The organism is Afipia sp. DC4300-2b1 (assembly GCF_049895725.1).
Lineage (GTDB): Bacteria > Pseudomonadota > Alphaproteobacteria > Rhizobiales > Xanthobacteraceae > Afipia > Afipia broomeae.
In genome coordinates this window covers 554,832-569,696 of the sequence record NZ_JAFCSX010000001.1, presented here as the reverse complement: position 1 = coordinate 569,696, position 14,865 = coordinate 554,832, and the positions used below count along the sequence as shown (strand labels likewise).

The 14,865-nt window shown below is 62.5% G+C and carries 14 protein-coding genes and 1 other RNA gene; 11 read left to right on the top strand and 4 right to left on the bottom strand.

The features are described 5' to 3' along the window. Positions 1–16 precede the first annotated feature (16 nt). On the bottom strand, positions 17–1,024 hold the full coding sequence (gene gap, locus ACP7AL_RS02835) for a type I glyceraldehyde-3-phosphate dehydrogenase (protein ID WP_006022288.1): 1,008 nt from the start codon (positions 1,022–1,024) through the stop codon (positions 17–19). 191 nt (positions 1,025–1,215) lie between these two features. Beyond that, positions 1,216–3,201: a transketolase gene (gene tkt / locus ACP7AL_RS02830; RefSeq protein WP_425988635.1), complete on the bottom strand. Its 1,986-nt coding sequence runs from the start codon at positions 3,199–3,201 to the stop codon at positions 1,216–1,218. Between the two features lie 268 nt (positions 3,202–3,469). Between tkt and ACP7AL_RS02825 the strand changes: the two genes are divergently transcribed. The 5 genes from ACP7AL_RS02825 to ACP7AL_RS02805 all read left to right on the top strand — a co-directional run bounded on the left by ACP7AL_RS02825 (position 3,470) and on the right by ACP7AL_RS02805 (position 5,872). Next, entirely contained in the window at positions 3,470–3,799 is a 330-nt protein-coding gene (locus ACP7AL_RS02825; protein WP_024920455.1) for a DUF4164 domain-containing protein, read from the top strand. Beyond that, positions 3,796–4,179, top strand: a complete 384-nt coding sequence (locus ACP7AL_RS02820) for a cell division protein ZapA (RefSeq protein ID WP_425988632.1) — start codon at positions 3,796–3,798, stop codon at positions 4,177–4,179. The genes ACP7AL_RS02825 and ACP7AL_RS02820 overlap by 4 nt, the downstream gene beginning before the upstream one ends. A 63-nt stretch (positions 4,180–4,242) precedes the next feature. Further along, positions 4,243–4,403: non-coding RNA, 6S RNA (gene ssrS / locus ACP7AL_RS02815), on the top strand. A gap of 57 nt (positions 4,404–4,460) precedes the next feature. After that, the gene (locus tag ACP7AL_RS02810) at positions 4,461–5,051 is read left to right on the top strand and encodes a 5-formyltetrahydrofolate cyclo-ligase (RefSeq protein ID WP_425988629.1); all 591 of its coding nucleotides are present in this window, start codon (positions 4,461–4,463) and stop codon (positions 5,049–5,051) included. 2 nt (positions 5,052–5,053) lie between these two features. Further along, positions 5,054–5,872 carry a TIGR00282 family metallophosphoesterase gene (locus ACP7AL_RS02805; protein ID WP_425988627.1) on the top strand — a complete coding sequence of 273 codons (819 nt, stop codon included), beginning with the start codon at positions 5,054–5,056 and terminating at the stop codon, positions 5,870–5,872. A 111-nt stretch (positions 5,873–5,983) separates the two neighbouring features. On the opposite strand, the gene ACP7AL_RS02800 is transcribed toward ACP7AL_RS02805, so the two are convergent. Next, positions 5,984–7,735 (bottom strand): methyl-accepting chemotaxis protein, encoded by a 1,752-nt coding sequence (locus ACP7AL_RS02800; RefSeq protein ID WP_425988624.1) that lies wholly within the window; start codon positions 7,733–7,735, stop codon positions 5,984–5,986. Between the two features lie 216 nt (positions 7,736–7,951). Here ACP7AL_RS02800 and ACP7AL_RS02795 point away from each other — a divergent pair, with 216 nt between their 5' ends. The 6 genes from ACP7AL_RS02795 (at position 7,952) to ACP7AL_RS02770 (ending at position 12,711) form a co-directional block, all read left to right on the top strand. Next, positions 7,952–8,698 carry a YebC/PmpR family DNA-binding transcriptional regulator gene (locus ACP7AL_RS02795; protein ID WP_006022281.1) on the top strand — a complete coding sequence of 249 codons (747 nt, stop codon included), beginning with the start codon at positions 7,952–7,954 and terminating at the stop codon, positions 8,696–8,698. 216 nt (positions 8,699–8,914) lie between these two features. After that, positions 8,915–10,288, top strand: coding sequence for a magnesium transporter (mgtE, locus tag ACP7AL_RS02790; RefSeq protein WP_425988621.1), 1,374 nt, complete (start codon positions 8,915–8,917; stop codon positions 10,286–10,288). Between the two features lie 39 nt (positions 10,289–10,327). Further along, complete coding sequence (ruvC, locus tag ACP7AL_RS02785; RefSeq protein ID WP_006022279.1) at positions 10,328–10,843, top strand: crossover junction endodeoxyribonuclease RuvC; 516 nt, start codon at positions 10,328–10,330, stop codon at positions 10,841–10,843. Further along, positions 10,840–11,457 (top strand): Holliday junction branch migration protein RuvA, encoded by a 618-nt coding sequence (gene ruvA, locus ACP7AL_RS02780; RefSeq protein WP_006022278.1) that lies wholly within the window; start codon positions 10,840–10,842, stop codon positions 11,455–11,457. The genes ruvC and ruvA overlap by 4 nt, the downstream gene beginning before the upstream one ends. Before the next feature lie 7 nt (positions 11,458–11,464). After that, a complete protein-coding gene (gene ruvB, locus ACP7AL_RS02775) occupies positions 11,465–12,517 on the top strand; it encodes a Holliday junction branch migration DNA helicase RuvB (protein ID WP_425988618.1) in 1,053 nt (350 codons plus the stop codon). Between the two features lie 50 nt (positions 12,518–12,567). Further along, on the top strand, positions 12,568–12,711 hold the full coding sequence (locus ACP7AL_RS02770; protein WP_425988615.1) for a hypothetical protein: 144 nt from the start codon (positions 12,568–12,570) through the stop codon (positions 12,709–12,711). Positions 12,712–12,821: 110 nt separating this feature from the next. Here ACP7AL_RS02770 and ACP7AL_RS02765 read toward each other — a convergent pair whose 3' ends face one another. After that, positions 12,822–14,522, bottom strand: a complete 1,701-nt coding sequence (locus tag ACP7AL_RS02765) for a recombinase family protein (RefSeq protein WP_425988613.1) — start codon at positions 14,520–14,522, stop codon at positions 12,822–12,824. Positions 14,523–14,865 lie beyond the last annotated feature (343 nt).

Sequence of the window (14,865 nt, the reverse complement as noted above, 5' to 3'; positions counted from 1 at the left end):
GCGAGGGCCGGTGAGATCAGATCAGCTTGCTCATCGCAGCGGCGGTGTCCGCCATGCGGTTCGAGAAGCCCCACTCGTTGTCGTACCACGACAGCACGCGCACCAGCGTTCCGCCTTGCACCTTGGTCTGGTCGAAGGCGAAGGTGGAGGAGTGGGCGTCGTGATTGAAGTCGATCGAGACGTTCGGATCGCTGGTGGTGCCGAGGATGCCTTTCAGCTCCTGCTGGGCCGCGCGCTTGACCGCGTCGTTGATCTCTTCCTTGGTGGTCGCCTTCTTGGCGACGATCTTGAGATCGATCACCGAGACATTCGGCGTCGGCACGCGGATCGCGACGCCGTCGAGCTTGCCCTGCAATTCCGGCAGCACGAGACCGATGGCCTTCGCAGCGCCGGTCGAGGTCGGGATCATCGACAGCGCAGCCGCACGGCCGCGATAGAGATCGCTGTGCATGGTGTCGAGGGTCGGCTGGTCGCCGGTATAGGCATGGATCGTGGTCATGAAACCGGTCTCGATGCCGACGGTGTCGTTCAGCACCTTGGCGACCGGCGCAAGACAGTTCGTGGTGCACGAGCCGTTGGAGACGACGAGATGATCCTTGGAGAGCTTGTCGTGGTTGACGCCGTAGACGATGGTGGCGTCCGCGCCGTCGGACGGGGCGGAGACCAGCACGCGCTTGGCGCCTGCGGTCAGATGCGCCGAAGCCTTGGCCTTGGCGCTGAAGATGCCGGTGCATTCCATGGCGATGTCGATGCCGAGGTCCTTCCAGGGCAGGGCCGACGGATCGCGCACCGCAGTCACCTTGATCTTGCCGTTGCCGAGGCTGATCGAGTCGCCCTCAACGGTCACGGTGCCCGGGAACCGGCCGTGCACCGAGTCATAGCGCAGCAGATGGGCGTTGGTTTCGACCGGCCCGAGATCGTTGATGGCGACCACCTCGATGTCCGTGCGCTTGGATTCATAAATGGCCCGCAGGATGTTGCGGCCGATACGGCCAAATCCATTGATCGCGACACGGACTGCCATTCTCAAGTTCTCCTCAACGGTTCGGAAATGACGATTTTCGAGGCGGTTTTTGCCCCGAATGACGTTTTGATGCAATCACTTGAATCCCCAAACTTGGGCCAAGGTTATCGCGCCGGGAGCCATCCGGCCCCAAGCCCTCATTTCGCGCATTCTTGCCATGCGAACCGGTCCCGGCTCGCACGGAAATGCGGTTAAAGACGGGCCTGCGCGGCCTCCGCCACGGCTTCCGCGGTGATCCCGAAATGCCGGTACAGGTCCTTGTAGGGGGCGCTGGCGCCGAAGCCGTCCATGCCGACGAAAATGCCGTCCGAACCGATGATCGCATCCCAGCCCTGACGGATGGCGGCCTCGACGGCGACCTTCACCGGTGCCTTGCCGATGATGGCGGCGCGCTTGTCGGCGGGAAGCTCCAGCAGCAGGTCCATGCAGGGCACGGAGACCACCCGCGTCGGAATGCCGCGTGCGGCGAGCAGCTTCTGTGCCTCGACCGCCAGCGAGACCTCCGAGCCCGACGCGAAGATCGCGACTTTCGCCTCGCCGTCTGCCTTGGAGATTTCATAGGCCCCATTGGCGCACTTGTTCTCAGTGTCGTTCGCCAGACGCAATTGCGGCAAATTCTGGCGGGTCAGCGCCAGAACGCTCGGGCGCTCCTTCGCTTCAAGGGCGAGCTGCCAGCATTCCAGCGTCTCGACGGTATCGCAGGGCCGGAACACGTTGCAGTTCGGGATCGCGCGCAGCGCCGCCAGATGCTCGACCGGCTGATGCGTCGGACCGTCTTCGCCGAGGCCGATCGAATCGTGGGTGAGAACGTGGATCACACGCTCGCCCATCAATGCGGCGAGGCGGAGCGCCGGGCGCAGGTAGTCCGAGAACACCAGGAACGTGCCCGAATACGGGATCAGGCCGCCGTGCAGAGCCATACCGTTCATGGCAGCAGCCATGCCGTGCTCGCGGATGCCGTAGTTGACATAGCGGCCGCCGTAATTGTTGGCGGAGATCGCGGCCATGCCCTTCACGCGGGTATTGTTGGATCCGGTGAGGTCGGCGGAACCGCCGATCATCTCCGGCACGGCGGCGCAGAGCACTTCCAGCGCATGTTCGGAGGCGGTGCGGGTGGCGATGTCCTTCGGGCTCGCGGCGAGCGAGGCTTTCATCGCCGCCACCGCATCGGAAAGGGCCTTGGCAGGAAGATCGCCCTTCATGCGGCGCTCGAACTCGGAGCGAACGCCAGCGTCCTTGGTGCCGATCGTCCTGGTCCATGCCGTGCGCGCGTCCTTGCCGCGCGATCCGGCTGCGCGCCAGGCGTCGAGAATATCCTGCGGAATCTCGAACGGAGCCGAATCCCACTTCAGGTTCTTGCGTGCACCGGCAATTTCCTCGGCGCCGAGCGGCGAGCCGTGGGACTTTTCCGAGCCAGCCTTGTTCGGCGCGCCGAAGCCGATGGTCGTCTTGCAGGCAATCAGGGTGGGGCGATCGGACTTTTGCGCGCGGGTCAGCGCATCGGCAATCGCCTTCTGATCGTGGCCGTCGACGCGTTCTGCAGCCCAGCCGGCCGACTCGAAACGCTTCACCTGATCGACCGAATCCGACAGCGAGATCGCGCCGTCGATGGAAATGCCGTTGTCGTCGAACAGCACGATCAGCTTGTTGAGCTTGAGATGTCCGGCGAAGGCGATGGCTTCCTGGCTGATGCCTTCCATCAGGTCGCCGTCCGAGGCGAGCACGTAGGTGTGGTGATCGACGATGTCGCCGCCGAATTCAGCCGCCATGCGGCGCTCCGCCAGCGCCATGCCGACCGCGGTGGCGATGCCCTGACCGAGCGGACCGGTGGTGGTCTCGATGCCCGGCGTGACGAAATTTTCAGGGTGCCCCGGCGTAATCGATCCGAGCTGACGGAAATTCTTGATCTGGTCGATGGTCATCGACGAATTGCCGGTCAGATACAGCAGCGCGTACAGCAGCATCGAGCCGTGACCGGCGGAGAGCACGAATCGGTCGCGATCCGGCCATGCCGGGTTGCTGGCGTCGAATTTCAGGAACTGCGTGAACAGCACGGTGGCCACGTCCGCAGCGCCCATGGGCAGGCCCGGATGGCCCGATTTCGCCTTTTCGACGGCGTCCATGGCGAGCGCGCGAATCGCATTGGCCATACGGGAAGGGTCGACACGCACAGTCATGAGATGTCCGCCTGAAATTCGGTGTGGGAAGTGGCCGCATGTCTCAAAAATGCCACGGCCGGGGAAGCGTTCTAGGGGGTGGATAGCATCGCGAAACCCTTGAGTCCAAGGGCATTGCAGCCTTTCTGCCCTGAGTTTTCGCTTTGTGTGCATAGCTTGCGGCCAGCGTTGCGCGCGGCTCTTCCGGGTCGTAAATTTATCCGCCTAAATGCTTGCCGGTCCGCCGCTTTTCATGCCGGGCCAGAGTTTGAAGGGCGTCCGTTCCGTGATGACTGATCGCAGTACCAACGGTCTTGCCAATCCTGAGCCTGCCCCATCCGGGGTGAGTGACATCGAACTTGCGACCCGCAGGCTGGCAGCGGCGCTCGATGCGCTCGAAAGCGCCGTGGAGCGGCGGCGGGAGTTCGACCGCGCGGACGATGAACTGGGCGCGCGGATTCAGGCGCTGGGGGCCGATCGCTCGCGGCTTGCCAACGAACTGGACGGAACGCTGGTGCGCTCGCGCGCGCTGGAGCGAACCAACCGCGAGATCGCCGAACGGCTCGATGTCGCCATCGACACCATCCGCTCGGTGATCGATTCCGGAGAAGCTCCATGAGCCATATCAACGTCACCATCAACGGGCGGCAGTATCGGATGGCCTGCGAAGCCGGGCAGGAAAGCCGGCTGCTGCGGCTGGCGGAAAGCCTGGAGGCCCGCATCGCCAGCCTGCGCGGCAAGTTCGGCGAGATCGGCGACGGTCGCCTGACCGTGATGGCGGCGCTCACCGTCGCCGACGAACTCGTTGACGCAGGGCAGCGAATCCGCGCGCTCGAAGAAGAACTCAACGCATTGCGCGACGTCCGCGTCGTGGCCGCGGACCGTGCCCGGGCGACGCAATCGGCGGTCGCCAATGCGCTGAATTCGGCGTCCGAGCGGATCGAAAAGATGGCGCAGGCGCTGAATCGCCCGGCCCGCAACGGAATCGCAATCGGTTAATCCCCCCGTTTAATCGTCCGCGTGCCGCTGGCGGTGAGCCTTGATCGTGGTTACATTGTCCGTGCGAGGCTGCGTCGCGCGTCAGAAGCCATAATATCCCCGGGGCCTTATCGATCCTTCAGGGAACTGTCCCTGACCGGATCCGTGGATCCGGTCACATGGTGCCCACCTACTTTCGTAGGTGCTCCGGGATCGAGTGCTTCAACGGCCATCGTGGCTTCGCACTTTCTTTTCGCCTCCGCCCTCTTGTCGCACGAGAGAGGTGACAAGGACTTTCCGCGGTGGATGGAAACCGGTTTCTCGACAATCTGAAAGACGATTTCAGGCGCGGAGCGCTGGCGCAGCGCGACGCACTGAGCGTGGAAGCGCGTGCCGATGCCGCGAAGGTTATCGCGGCCGCGCTCCTGCCGGTTGAATTGCCGCCCGGTGTCATCGTCGCGGGCTATTCGCCGATCAACAGCGAACTCGATCCGTTTCCATTGATGCGCGCGCTTGCGGACAAGGGCGCTACGCTGGCGCTGCCGGTGATCATCGCTCGCAATCACGCGCTGATCTTTCGTGAATGGCAGCCTGATGAAGGGCTGGTGCGCGGACCTTACGGCATTTTTCAGCCGTCGTCGGACGCGGACGAAGTCGACCCCGATATCGTGCTGGTGCCGTTGGCAGCATTTGATCGTGCCGGTCACCGCATCGGCTACGGCCGCGGTTACTATGATCGCACGCTGGAAAATCTTCGCGCGATCAAGAAAGTTACCGTCATCGGTGTCGCTTTTGCAGTGCAGGAAATCGAGACCGTGCCGCGACTTCCGCACGACGAGCAGCTCGATTGTGTGCTAACGGAACGCGAGCTGATCGATCTGCGGAGATTATAATTTTGCGAATTCTGTTTGTTGGCGATGTGGTGGGGCGCAGCGGCCGCGTGGCCCTCAACGAAACTCTTCCGGGATTGATCCGCGACTGGAAACTCGATCTCGTTGTGGTGAATGGCGAGAACGCTGCGGGCGGCTTCGGCATCACCGAGGCGATCTATCACGAATTTCTGGAAGCCGGCGCGGATGCGATCACGCTGGGCAATCATTCGTGGGATCAGCGCGAGGCGCTGGTGTTCATCGATCGCGCGCCGCGCCTGATCCGTCCGGCGAATTTTCCGCCGGGAACGCCGGGCCGCGGCGCTGCGCTGATCGATACAAGGAGCGGCAAGCGCGCGCTGGTGATCAATGCCATCGGCCGCGTCTTCATGCAGCCGTTCGACGATCCGTTTGCCATCCTTGATCGCGAACTGAGCGCATGCCCGCTGCGCGAAGCCGCCGATGCGGTGCTGGTTGACTTTCATGGCGAGGCGACCAGCGAGAAGCAGTCAATCGGCTATTTCTGCGATGGCCGCGCCAGCATCGTGGTCGGCACGCATACCCATGTGCCGACATCCGATCATCGCATTCTGCCCGGCGGGACCGCCTACATGACCGATGCCGGTATGACCGGCGATTATGAGTCCGTGATCGGCATGCAGAAGGAAGAACCGTTGGGACGATTTCTGCGCGGTTATCCGGCTGGACGTTTCGAGGCGGCGGACGGTGTCGGGACACTGAGCGGCCTTGCAGTGGAGACCGACGATGCGACGGGTCTTGCCACGCGCGTCGCCGCAGTGCGGATCGGCCCGCTGCTGGAACGCGCGGTGCCGGACTTCTGGTAGCTCGTCATTGCGAGCGAAGCGAAGCAATCCAGAGTGCCAGGAAGAAAGCTGGAGTGCTTCGTCGCTGCGCTCCTCGCAATGACGTTGCGCGATTTTCGCGCCACCTGAAGTTTAGATCTTGTACGCCGTTCTGAATCCGCCCCAGTGACGGCCGCGGACGCGGATCGGCACGTCGACCTCGCGCATCATGACGGTTTTGCCGTTGCCCATGTCGCGGGCGTAGCTCTGGATCAGATAGGAGCGGGTGTTGCGGCCTGCGGCCAAACCTGCCGGATCGTTGAAGATGCGGCGGTTGCGTGAGTTCGCGGTGTTCCACGCGACATCACCTGTGCGCTGCGGATGCGAGTATATCTTGTTGTGGACCGGCAGATAGCCGTTACGGTCGATCGCGGCGCAAAAGGCGGCCCGGGCGTCGCGCGCAAGCATTGCTTCCTGGATTTCCGGCAGGGCGCGGTCGGCCCAGTCGAGGAAGCGGGTTCGGTACTGCACCGGGTCGGAGCCTTCGATCTTCACATAATTCTCGTCGAACAGATCATCGAGGCTGATGTCGCCTTTGGCGACGGCGTTCTCGAAAATCTTGGTAATGGCATCGCCGGCTTCCATCGCCCGCGTCACGAACTCGGTGTACTCGTCGTGGATGCTCCAGACCTTGTCCTCGATCCTGTCCTTGAGCACGGCGTCGGGTGATACGAATTCAGCCTGCGCGCCGGCGGCGGTATGCCCGCTGATACGAATGCTGCATGCGCCGATTTCTTCCAGCGTCGCTTTCAGGATCTCTTGGGTGGGGATCGCGGCCGCACCCGCACCGCTGATCAGGACGCCGTCCACTGACAACTCGAACACCTCGGCCTTGATCGGTGTGGGCCGGGTCGCGATCTCGATCTGAAGCCGGCACGGCATGCGCTCGGCCTTGCGCTCTTCGTTCTCGTTCTGGCGCAGCAGGACCGCGCAGCGGGTTTTCAGCTTTTCGGCGAACATCGTCACGGCCTTGCCGGCCTGCGCGACGCTTTCGCCGTGGGTTTCGGCTTCCTTGGCTGCGCTGTCGATTTCCGCGCTGCTGCTGCTCACGGAGGCGATGAACTGCGATGCCGATGCGGCGTTCTGCGTGATTTCGCCGGTGGTTTCGTTCTGCTCGGCCACTGCGCCGTTGACATGCGCGAACACCGGCTTGATCGCAGCGATGGCCGCGGAGATGCGATGGACCGCGTCGAATGATGTCGCTGCGTCCTGTTGCAGGGCGTCGATCTTCTGCTTGATCTCTTCGGTGGCGCTCTGGGTCTGGACCGCCAGCGCCTTCACCTCGGACGCGACGACCGCAAACCCCTTGCCAGCGGAGCCGGCGCGTGCGGCTTCGATGGTGGAGTTCAACGCGAGCAAAGTGGTCTGCTTGGCGATGGTCGCGATCAGGTTGACCACATTGCCGATGGCGGCGGAGGACTCGCGCAGCCGCTCGACATTGAGGCTGGCTTCGCGCGCGGCTTCGCTGGCTTCATCCGCAAGCTTGCTGGCGTCACGCACCTGCGCGCCGATGCCGTGAGCCGACTGGGTGAACTTTTCGGCAGCCTGCGAGAAGGTCTCGGCGGTGGCCTGCGCATCGCTGGTACGGTCGGTCAGGGCGTCGGCGCGATGGCGGATGGCGGACAGGGTGGCGGCGGTGGATTGCGCGCCGCTGGCGACGGAATTGGCGGCCCGCTCGAGCTGGCGAATCATCGCGACCAGTTCAAGCTCAAGCAGTTCGAGGATTTCGCGGGCTGAATCGTGATCGGAGGCGGCAGCGGGTTCCGGTGCCGCAACCGGCGCGTCAGGGGTAATGTCCGGCTGCGCCTGTTCTGGCAGCCGCTTCCGAAAAAGTCCGAACGCCATAAGGGAATCTCTGAAATATGATCAGTACCTAGGCAGTATCGCACTCCGGCATGAACTCATGGTTAACTCTTGCCTGCCAAGCGGGCTGGCATCCCACACCGCCGTACCAAAATCGGCCGATCTGCCTTTAAATTTCGCCGTTCCGGGCCTATAACGCCGCGCCGCCGGGCACTTACGTTAAGGATGCCTGCGTTCCCTGATTCTCGAGAGACCCCTATGGCCGGACATTCCCAATTCAAGAACATCATGCATCGCAAGGGCAAACAGGACGCCATGCGGTCCAAGATGTTCGGCAAGCTCGCGCGCGAAATCACTGTGGCGGCCAAGCTGGGAACCCCGGACCCGGCGATGAACCCGCGTCTGCGGCTTGCGATCACGGCAGCGCGCGCGGAAAACGTGCCGAAGGACAACATCGAGCGCGCGATCAAGAAGGCCATCGGCAATGATGGCGAGAACTACGATGAGATGCGTTACGAGGGCTACGGCCCCGGCGGCGTCGCTGTGATCGTCGAGGCGCTCACCGACAACCGCAACCGCGCCGCCTCCGACATCCGCTCCTACTTCACCAAGTCCGGCGGCAATCTCGGCGAAACCGGCTCGGTGTCCTTCATGTTCGACCGCGTCGGCGTTATCGAATACGACGCCAAGGTCGCGTCCGACGACGCCATGCTGGAAGCGGCGATCGAAGCCGGCGCCGATGACGTGGCATCCAGCGAGGACGGCCATGAGGTCTATGCCTCACCCGAAACGTTCCGCGAAGTGGCCAAGGGCCTCGAGGCCAAGTTCGGTGAAGCGCGCAAGGCCGCGCTGATCTGGAAGCCGCAGAACACCATCGCGGTCGATGACGAAACAGGCGAAAAGCTGTTCAAGCTGCTCGACCTTCTGAACGAGCATGATGACGTCCAGAACGTCTATGCGAATTTCGAGGTCTCGGACGCGCTCGCCGCCAAGATGAGCGCTTAAGGGCCGCATGCACCCTGACGATTTTTTCTTGACGCAGCCCTGCTGAGGGATCATGTCAGCCGCGAGGGTGCGTTCGTTCGCGTTCGGCGCCCACCACTGGAAACCAATCAACTATGCCAAGCGACAGTCCACGTATTTCGCCGACAACGGTCCCAGTGGTCTAGAGCGCCCAGCTCACCGATCGCTGCCGTTGCCGGCAGAACCTGAAGGTGAGCTATGACTGATACCCACGCAGCGCGGGAAGGCGCTTTCAATGCGGCTGTTCTGGCCGCGACCCTGATCGGCGAGCACGCCGCCGACACCGTCGAAATTCTCAACAAGCTCCCGCCGTCCGATGCCGCCGATGTCGTGCGGCTGCTGCCGCGGGACTTCGCGATCGAAATTCTCGACAAGCCTGAACTGGATTTCGGCGCCGAGATTATCGAGGCCTTGCCTCGTCATGTCGCCGCGCCCCTGCTTGCTGGCATGTCTGCCGACATGGCGGCAGACATCGTGCAGCAGCTGGAAGAGCCGGCGAAGACAGAGTTGCTGGCCGGGCTGGATGATGTGTCCCGCGGTGCGATCGTCGGACTGCTTGCCTATCCGGAGAACACCGCCGGCGCGATGATGACCACGGAGTTCGTGAGCGTTCCCGGCAACTGGACCGTCGAGCAGACGCTTCAGCATATCCGCCAGGTCGAGCGCTCGCGCGAAACCGTTTATGCGATCTATGTGCTCGACCCCGTCACGCGGCGTCTTGTCGGCGCGGTGACGTTGCGCCGGCTGATCTCGGGCGAACCGTCGGCGAACATCCTCACTCTCGTCCCGACCCACGATCCTATCACCACATTCCCGCTGATCGATCGCGAGGAGGTGGCGCGTGTGATCACACGGCACGATCTGCTCGCGGTGCCGGTGATCGACAAGGCCGGGCATCTGCTCGGCATCGTGACCGTGGACGACATCATCGACGCGATCATCGAGGAGAGCACCGAGGACGTGCAGAAGTTCGGCGGCATGTCGGCGACCGAAGAGCCCTACATGCAGATCGGGCTTCTCGACATGATCCGCAAACGCGGCGGCTGGCTGGCGGTGCTGTTTGTCAGCGAGATGCTGACCGCCAGCGTCATGCAGCATTTCGAGGGCGAGCTTGAGAAGGCGCTGGTCCTGACGCTTTTCATTCCGCTGATCATGAGTTCGGGCGGCAATTCGGGGTCACAGGCGACGTCGCTGCTGATCCGCTCGCTGGCGCTGCATGATGTGAAACTGGCGGACTGGTGGCGTGTGATGCTGCGTGAACTGCCGACGGGGCTCATTCTCGGCGCGCTGCTCGGGGCGATAGGCTTTGCGCGGGTCGTAGCGTGGCAGAAGCTCGGCATCTACGACTATGGTGAGCACTGGGTGCTGGTGGGACTAACGGTGGCCACCGCGCTGGTCGGCGTGGTGACCTTCGGCTCGGTGTCAGGCTCGATGCTTCCCTTTGCATTAAAAAGGGTTGGATTCGATCCCGCCAGCGCGTCCGCTCCCTTCGTCGCGACCCTCGTCGATGTCACCGGCCTGATGATTTATTTCAGCGCAGCGCTGCTGATCCTGCGCGGGACCCTGTTGTGACCCCCGGACGCCGGGGGCGGATTCGCGTATGATCGGCGCATGGCAACGAGCGCGATTCGCATTCTTGGAATTGACCCCGGCCTCCGCCGCACGGGCTGGGGTGTGATCGACATCGACGGCAACCGGCTGATCTATGTCGGTTGCGGCTCGGTGGAATCCCGCGAGACGTTGCCGCTGGCAGAGCGCCTGCTGGCGATTCATGAAGGCCTTGCCCGTGTACTCGGCGATTTCAGGCCGCTGGAGGCCGCAGTGGAACAGACCTTTGTCAACAAGGATGGCGCCTCGACCCTGAAGCTCGGCCAGGCGCGCGGCGTCGCCATGCTGGCGCCGGCGATGTTCGGGATTGCGGTCGCGGAATATGCACCCAATCAGGTGAAGAAGACCGTGGTCGGGGCAGGGCACGCCGACAAGAACCAGATCCGCGTCATGCTCGGCGTATTGCTGCCGAAAGCGAATCCGGAAACACCGGACGCCGCCGACGCGCTGGCGATTGCCATCACGCACGCCCATCACCGCCAGAGCGTGATGCTGAAGCTGAGAGTCGCCGGCGCATGATCGGAAAACTTAAAGGTCTGATCGATTCCTATGGCGAGGATTATGTAATCCTCGACGTGCAGGGCGTCGGCTATCAGGTGCATTGCTCGGCGCGCACCTTGCAGGCGCTTCCGCCTCCGGGCGAAGCCACGGTGCTCTCTATCGAAACCTATGTCCGCGAAGACCAGATCAAGCTGTTCGGTTTCCGCAGCGATGTGGAGCGCGAATGGTTCCGGCTGCTGCAAACCGTGCAGGGTGTCGGCGCCAAGGTGGCGCTCGCGGTGCTCTCGACCTTGCCGCCCTCGGACCTCGCGAACGCGATCGCGCTGCGCGACAAGGCGGCGGTGGCGCGCACGCCGGGCGTCGGCCCGAAAGTGGCCGAGCGCATCGTGACCGAACTCAAGGACAAGACTCCCGCATTCGGCACGGTCGATCCGGCAGTGGTGCATCTGTCGGGCGCACTCGACGAGAATCGCGCCCCGCGTCCTGTGACCGATGCGATCTCCGCACTGGTCAATCTCGGCTATGGTCAGCCGCAGGCCGCCGCCGCCATAGCCGCGGCCTCGCGCAACGCCGGCGACAAGGCCGAGACGGCGCAACTCATCAGGCTGGGCCTGAAGGAATTGTCAAAGTGAGAGACGCATGACTTCGCCCCGCATCGTCACTCCCGAGCGCCGCGCCGACGACATCGGCGACACTTCACTGCGTCCGCAAAACCTGTCCGAGTTCGTCGGACAGCAGCAGGCGCGCGCCAATCTTCAGGTGTTCATCGACGCGGCGCGCAAGCGCAACGAGGCGCTCGATCACGTGCTGTTTGTCGGCCCGCCGGGTCTCGGCAAGACCACGCTGGCGCAAATTGTGGCGCGCGAACTCGGCGTCGGTTTCCGCGCGACGTCAGGTCCGGTGATCGCCAAGGCCGGCGATCTCGCCGCGCTGCTGACCAATCTCGAAGAACGCGACGTCCTGTTCATCGACGAGATCCACCGGCTCAGTCCGCAGGTGGAGGAAGTGCTCTATCCGGCGATGGAGGATTTCCAGCTCGACCTCATCATCGGCGAAGGACCCGCGGCGCGCTCGGTGAAAATCGATCTGGCGAAGTTCACGCTGGTCGGCGCGACCACGCGGGCGGGGCTGCTCACCAATCCGCTGCGCGATCGCTTCGGCATTCCGATCCGGCTGAATTTCTACACCGAGGAAGAACTGGAGAAGATCGTCGTCCGTGGTGCGCGCGTGCTGGGCATCGGCATGACGGCGGACGGCGCCAACGAGATCGCGCGGCGCGCCCGCGGCACACCGCGCATTGCGGGACGGTTGCTGCGCCGGGTGCGCGACTTCGCCTCGGCTGCGGATGCGAGCGCGATCGACCGCAAGATTGCGGACAACGCGCTCGGCGCGCTTGAAGTCGACAAGGCCGGGCTCGATGCGATGGATCGCCGTTACCTCACAACCATCGCGATGCATTACGGCGGCGGGCCGGTGGGCGTCGAAACGCTGGCGGCCGCACTGTCGGAGCCGCGCGACGCCATCGAGGACATCATCGAGCCGTTCCTGATTCAGTGCGGCTATCTGCAACGCACGCCGCGCGGCCGGCTGCTGACATCGCACGCCTTCCGGCATCTCGGCCTCGCCGAGCCGTCGCGCGATCCATCGCAGTTCGGACTATTCAATGGAGATGAGAGCGACGGGGAGCCGTAATTCCGCTCCAATTCATGAACATGGACGGGGTGCATCACGATGAACCGTTCATGATCTCACGCCGACATTTTCTCCGTTTTATCGCCGGTCTCGGCGCTTCGACCACAGCCTATGGGTTCGGGGTTGAACCGGCCCGGCTGAAGGTCAGGCGCTACAGCGTCGCGACGCTGGGCGCGCCTGCGGCCATCTCATAGCGCCGCGCGCCGCTTGCGCAGGCGGGCATTTTGCGCAAAAGCTGCAACATGACCATTCATCTCGACGGATCGATCCGCGACGGCAAGCACGTGATGCAGGTGCGTGTCTATTACGAAGACACCGATTTCCCTGACTGGACGTTGTCGTAGTAGGCAGTACTGATCGTTCCTGTTTTGTGGCGGTCTTCTGAGAAAATCTTCATGCTGAAAAGGGCAGCGGCATTCAGGTACGGTGTGTATTCGTAAGGCATCCGCTTGCGCACCGGATGCACTATAATGCAGTCGACCAAGTTACGGAAAGCGATGCGGGTTTCGATCGCCTTAGGATTTATCTTGAGCGCGGTGACCAGTCTCTTAGCCTCCGAACGGTATCGGTCACCGAACTTCGGGTGATCGAACGGGATCACGTTTTCGCCGCCACTGCCCAACAACCGCAAGCGCTCCTCGACAGTTTCCCGTTCCACGTCGCATTCATCTATCCGCTTGACCAACTCATCCGGTTTGCGATGGCTGTTTGCGATCGCATATGACAAGCGTTCGATCTCGGTATTCAGCACACGGCGTCGACGCTCTAGGTTAGAGCGTTCGCTGTTCTTTCGCTGATCGCTCTTCCGCTCCGCCTTCCAAGCACGCATCGCCTCTTCAATGGCTTTCGGCGAAAGCAATCTTACTTCCATTTTTTCGGCAACATCGTTCAGTAGAACGTCCATATCAAAGCTGCGGGTATGCTCGCAGGTGCCTCGCTGATGCGCGTTGGCGCATGCGGCACGCGGGCCGCCATTCCGGGAGGATTGAGCGATTCGCATACGGCCGTTGCAGACGCCGCACCGAAGAACTCCCGCAAGCGGGTGCTCATTGTTGCGCGGGACCACGGGCCGGCGCCGCGGCTTGCCGGTCGGCCCGAACATATGGATAGCGCGTTCACTGCGAACCTTCTGCGCTCTATCCCAAAGCGCTTGCGGAATAATCCGCAGCTCGGCGTTTTTGACGATGATGTGGCGTTCTTCCGGATTGCGGTGCTTCTGCTTCTTCTGCGTTTCTGGATTGAGAATTGTTGAGCGAACATTCCAATGTATCTCGCCGATATACAGCTCGTTGCCGATAATGCCGCGACCATGGCGACCGCCAGTGATGCACTGATGATTCCAGGTGGTACGACCAGCCTTGTTCTTGTGACGCGTGGCCCCAGGGGAGAGCACGCCTTCGCGGGTGAGATCGGCGGCGATATCTCGAGTTGAACGGCCCGACGTATACTCGATGAAGATACGGCGCACGATTTTCGCTTCGCTCTCATCGATCATCCGCTCGCCAGGCGCGCCCGGCTTCGGCCGATAACCATAGGCGTAGGAGCCGGGAACTCTTCCGTTGGCGACAGCGTTATCATGCCCGCGCCGAACCTTGTCGGCGAGCTGCGGCTTGTAGATCGTATTGTAGAGGCTTGCTATGCTGATGTCAGTTGCGGTCGCATAAACGCCTTTCTGATCCATCAGCTCAACGCGGTTGAACTCAAGCACCTGCTTGAGGCGCTGGATGGTGGCGGGATCGCGCGACAGGCGGTCGAAATGTTCGACGATGATCACATCAAAGTCATGCTTTCGCACACCATTGAGCAATAGCTGATAGCCGTCGCGCGCATCTTCGGTGAGGCCAGACTTTGCCGCGTCAACAAATTCACCAACGACATCTAGGTCGTTTCGTGCGGCGACCTTCCGGCAGAGTAATAGCTGACCGTCAATCGACGTCGCTTTTTGCATGTCGCTCGAGTAGCGGGCGTATATCACGGCCCTCTTTTTTGGTAACGGCGTCGCCATCCCGTTCCTCTATCGGCTGCCCCAAACCGTCTTTTTCATCCCGCGCAAGCTGCCGTCCGACGGCACGCGCCAGCTCAAGCCAAATTTCCTCATTGCCGGGATTGTCCCAACTTTGAGGATGGGAAGGATCAAGCGGTCGGATGATCGCCCTTTGCCCCCGAGGCGATCGGATTCGGGTACGCATTACAGAAAAGCCTTCACAAGCTAACGCAAACTTCCATCGTGCGCTACGGCCAGGTAGCAGGGATCACGTGCGGCGTTCGCATCCTCCATTCGGAGGTTCGATCGAAGCTCCTCTGCTATTTTACGGTTTTCGCCAGATCTAGATCGTGCTCGAGCGGCA

Coding starts and splice junctions, on each gene's coding strand:
- gap (WP_006022288.1), bottom strand. CDS start 1,024: ATGGCAGTCCGTGTCGCGATCAATGGATTTGGCCGTATCGGCCGCAAC.
- tkt (WP_425988635.1), bottom strand. CDS start 3,201: ATGACTGTGCGTGTCGACCCTTCCCGTATGGCCAATGCGATTCGCGCG.
- ACP7AL_RS02825 (WP_024920455.1), top strand. CDS start 3,470: ATGACTGATCGCAGTACCAACGGTCTTGCCAATCCTGAGCCTGCCCCA.
- ACP7AL_RS02820 (WP_425988632.1), top strand. CDS start 3,796: ATGAGCCATATCAACGTCACCATCAACGGGCGGCAGTATCGGATGGCC.
- ACP7AL_RS02800 (WP_425988624.1), bottom strand. CDS start 7,735: ATGGCGTTCGGACTTTTTCGGAAGCGGCTGCCAGAACAGGCGCAGCCG.
- ACP7AL_RS02795 (WP_006022281.1), top strand. CDS start 7,952: ATGGCCGGACATTCCCAATTCAAGAACATCATGCATCGCAAGGGCAAA.
- mgtE (WP_425988621.1), top strand. CDS start 8,915: ATGACTGATACCCACGCAGCGCGGGAAGGCGCTTTCAATGCGGCTGTT.
- ruvC (WP_006022279.1), top strand. CDS start 10,328: ATGGCAACGAGCGCGATTCGCATTCTTGGAATTGACCCCGGCCTCCGC.
- ruvA (WP_006022278.1), top strand. CDS start 10,840: ATGATCGGAAAACTTAAAGGTCTGATCGATTCCTATGGCGAGGATTAT.
- ruvB (WP_425988618.1), top strand. CDS start 11,465: ATGACTTCGCCCCGCATCGTCACTCCCGAGCGCCGCGCCGACGACATC.
- ACP7AL_RS02770 (WP_425988615.1), top strand. CDS start 12,568: ATGATCTCACGCCGACATTTTCTCCGTTTTATCGCCGGTCTCGGCGCT.
- ACP7AL_RS02765 (WP_425988613.1), bottom strand. CDS start 14,522: ATGGCGACGCCGTTACCAAAAAAGAGGGCCGTGATATACGCCCGCTAC.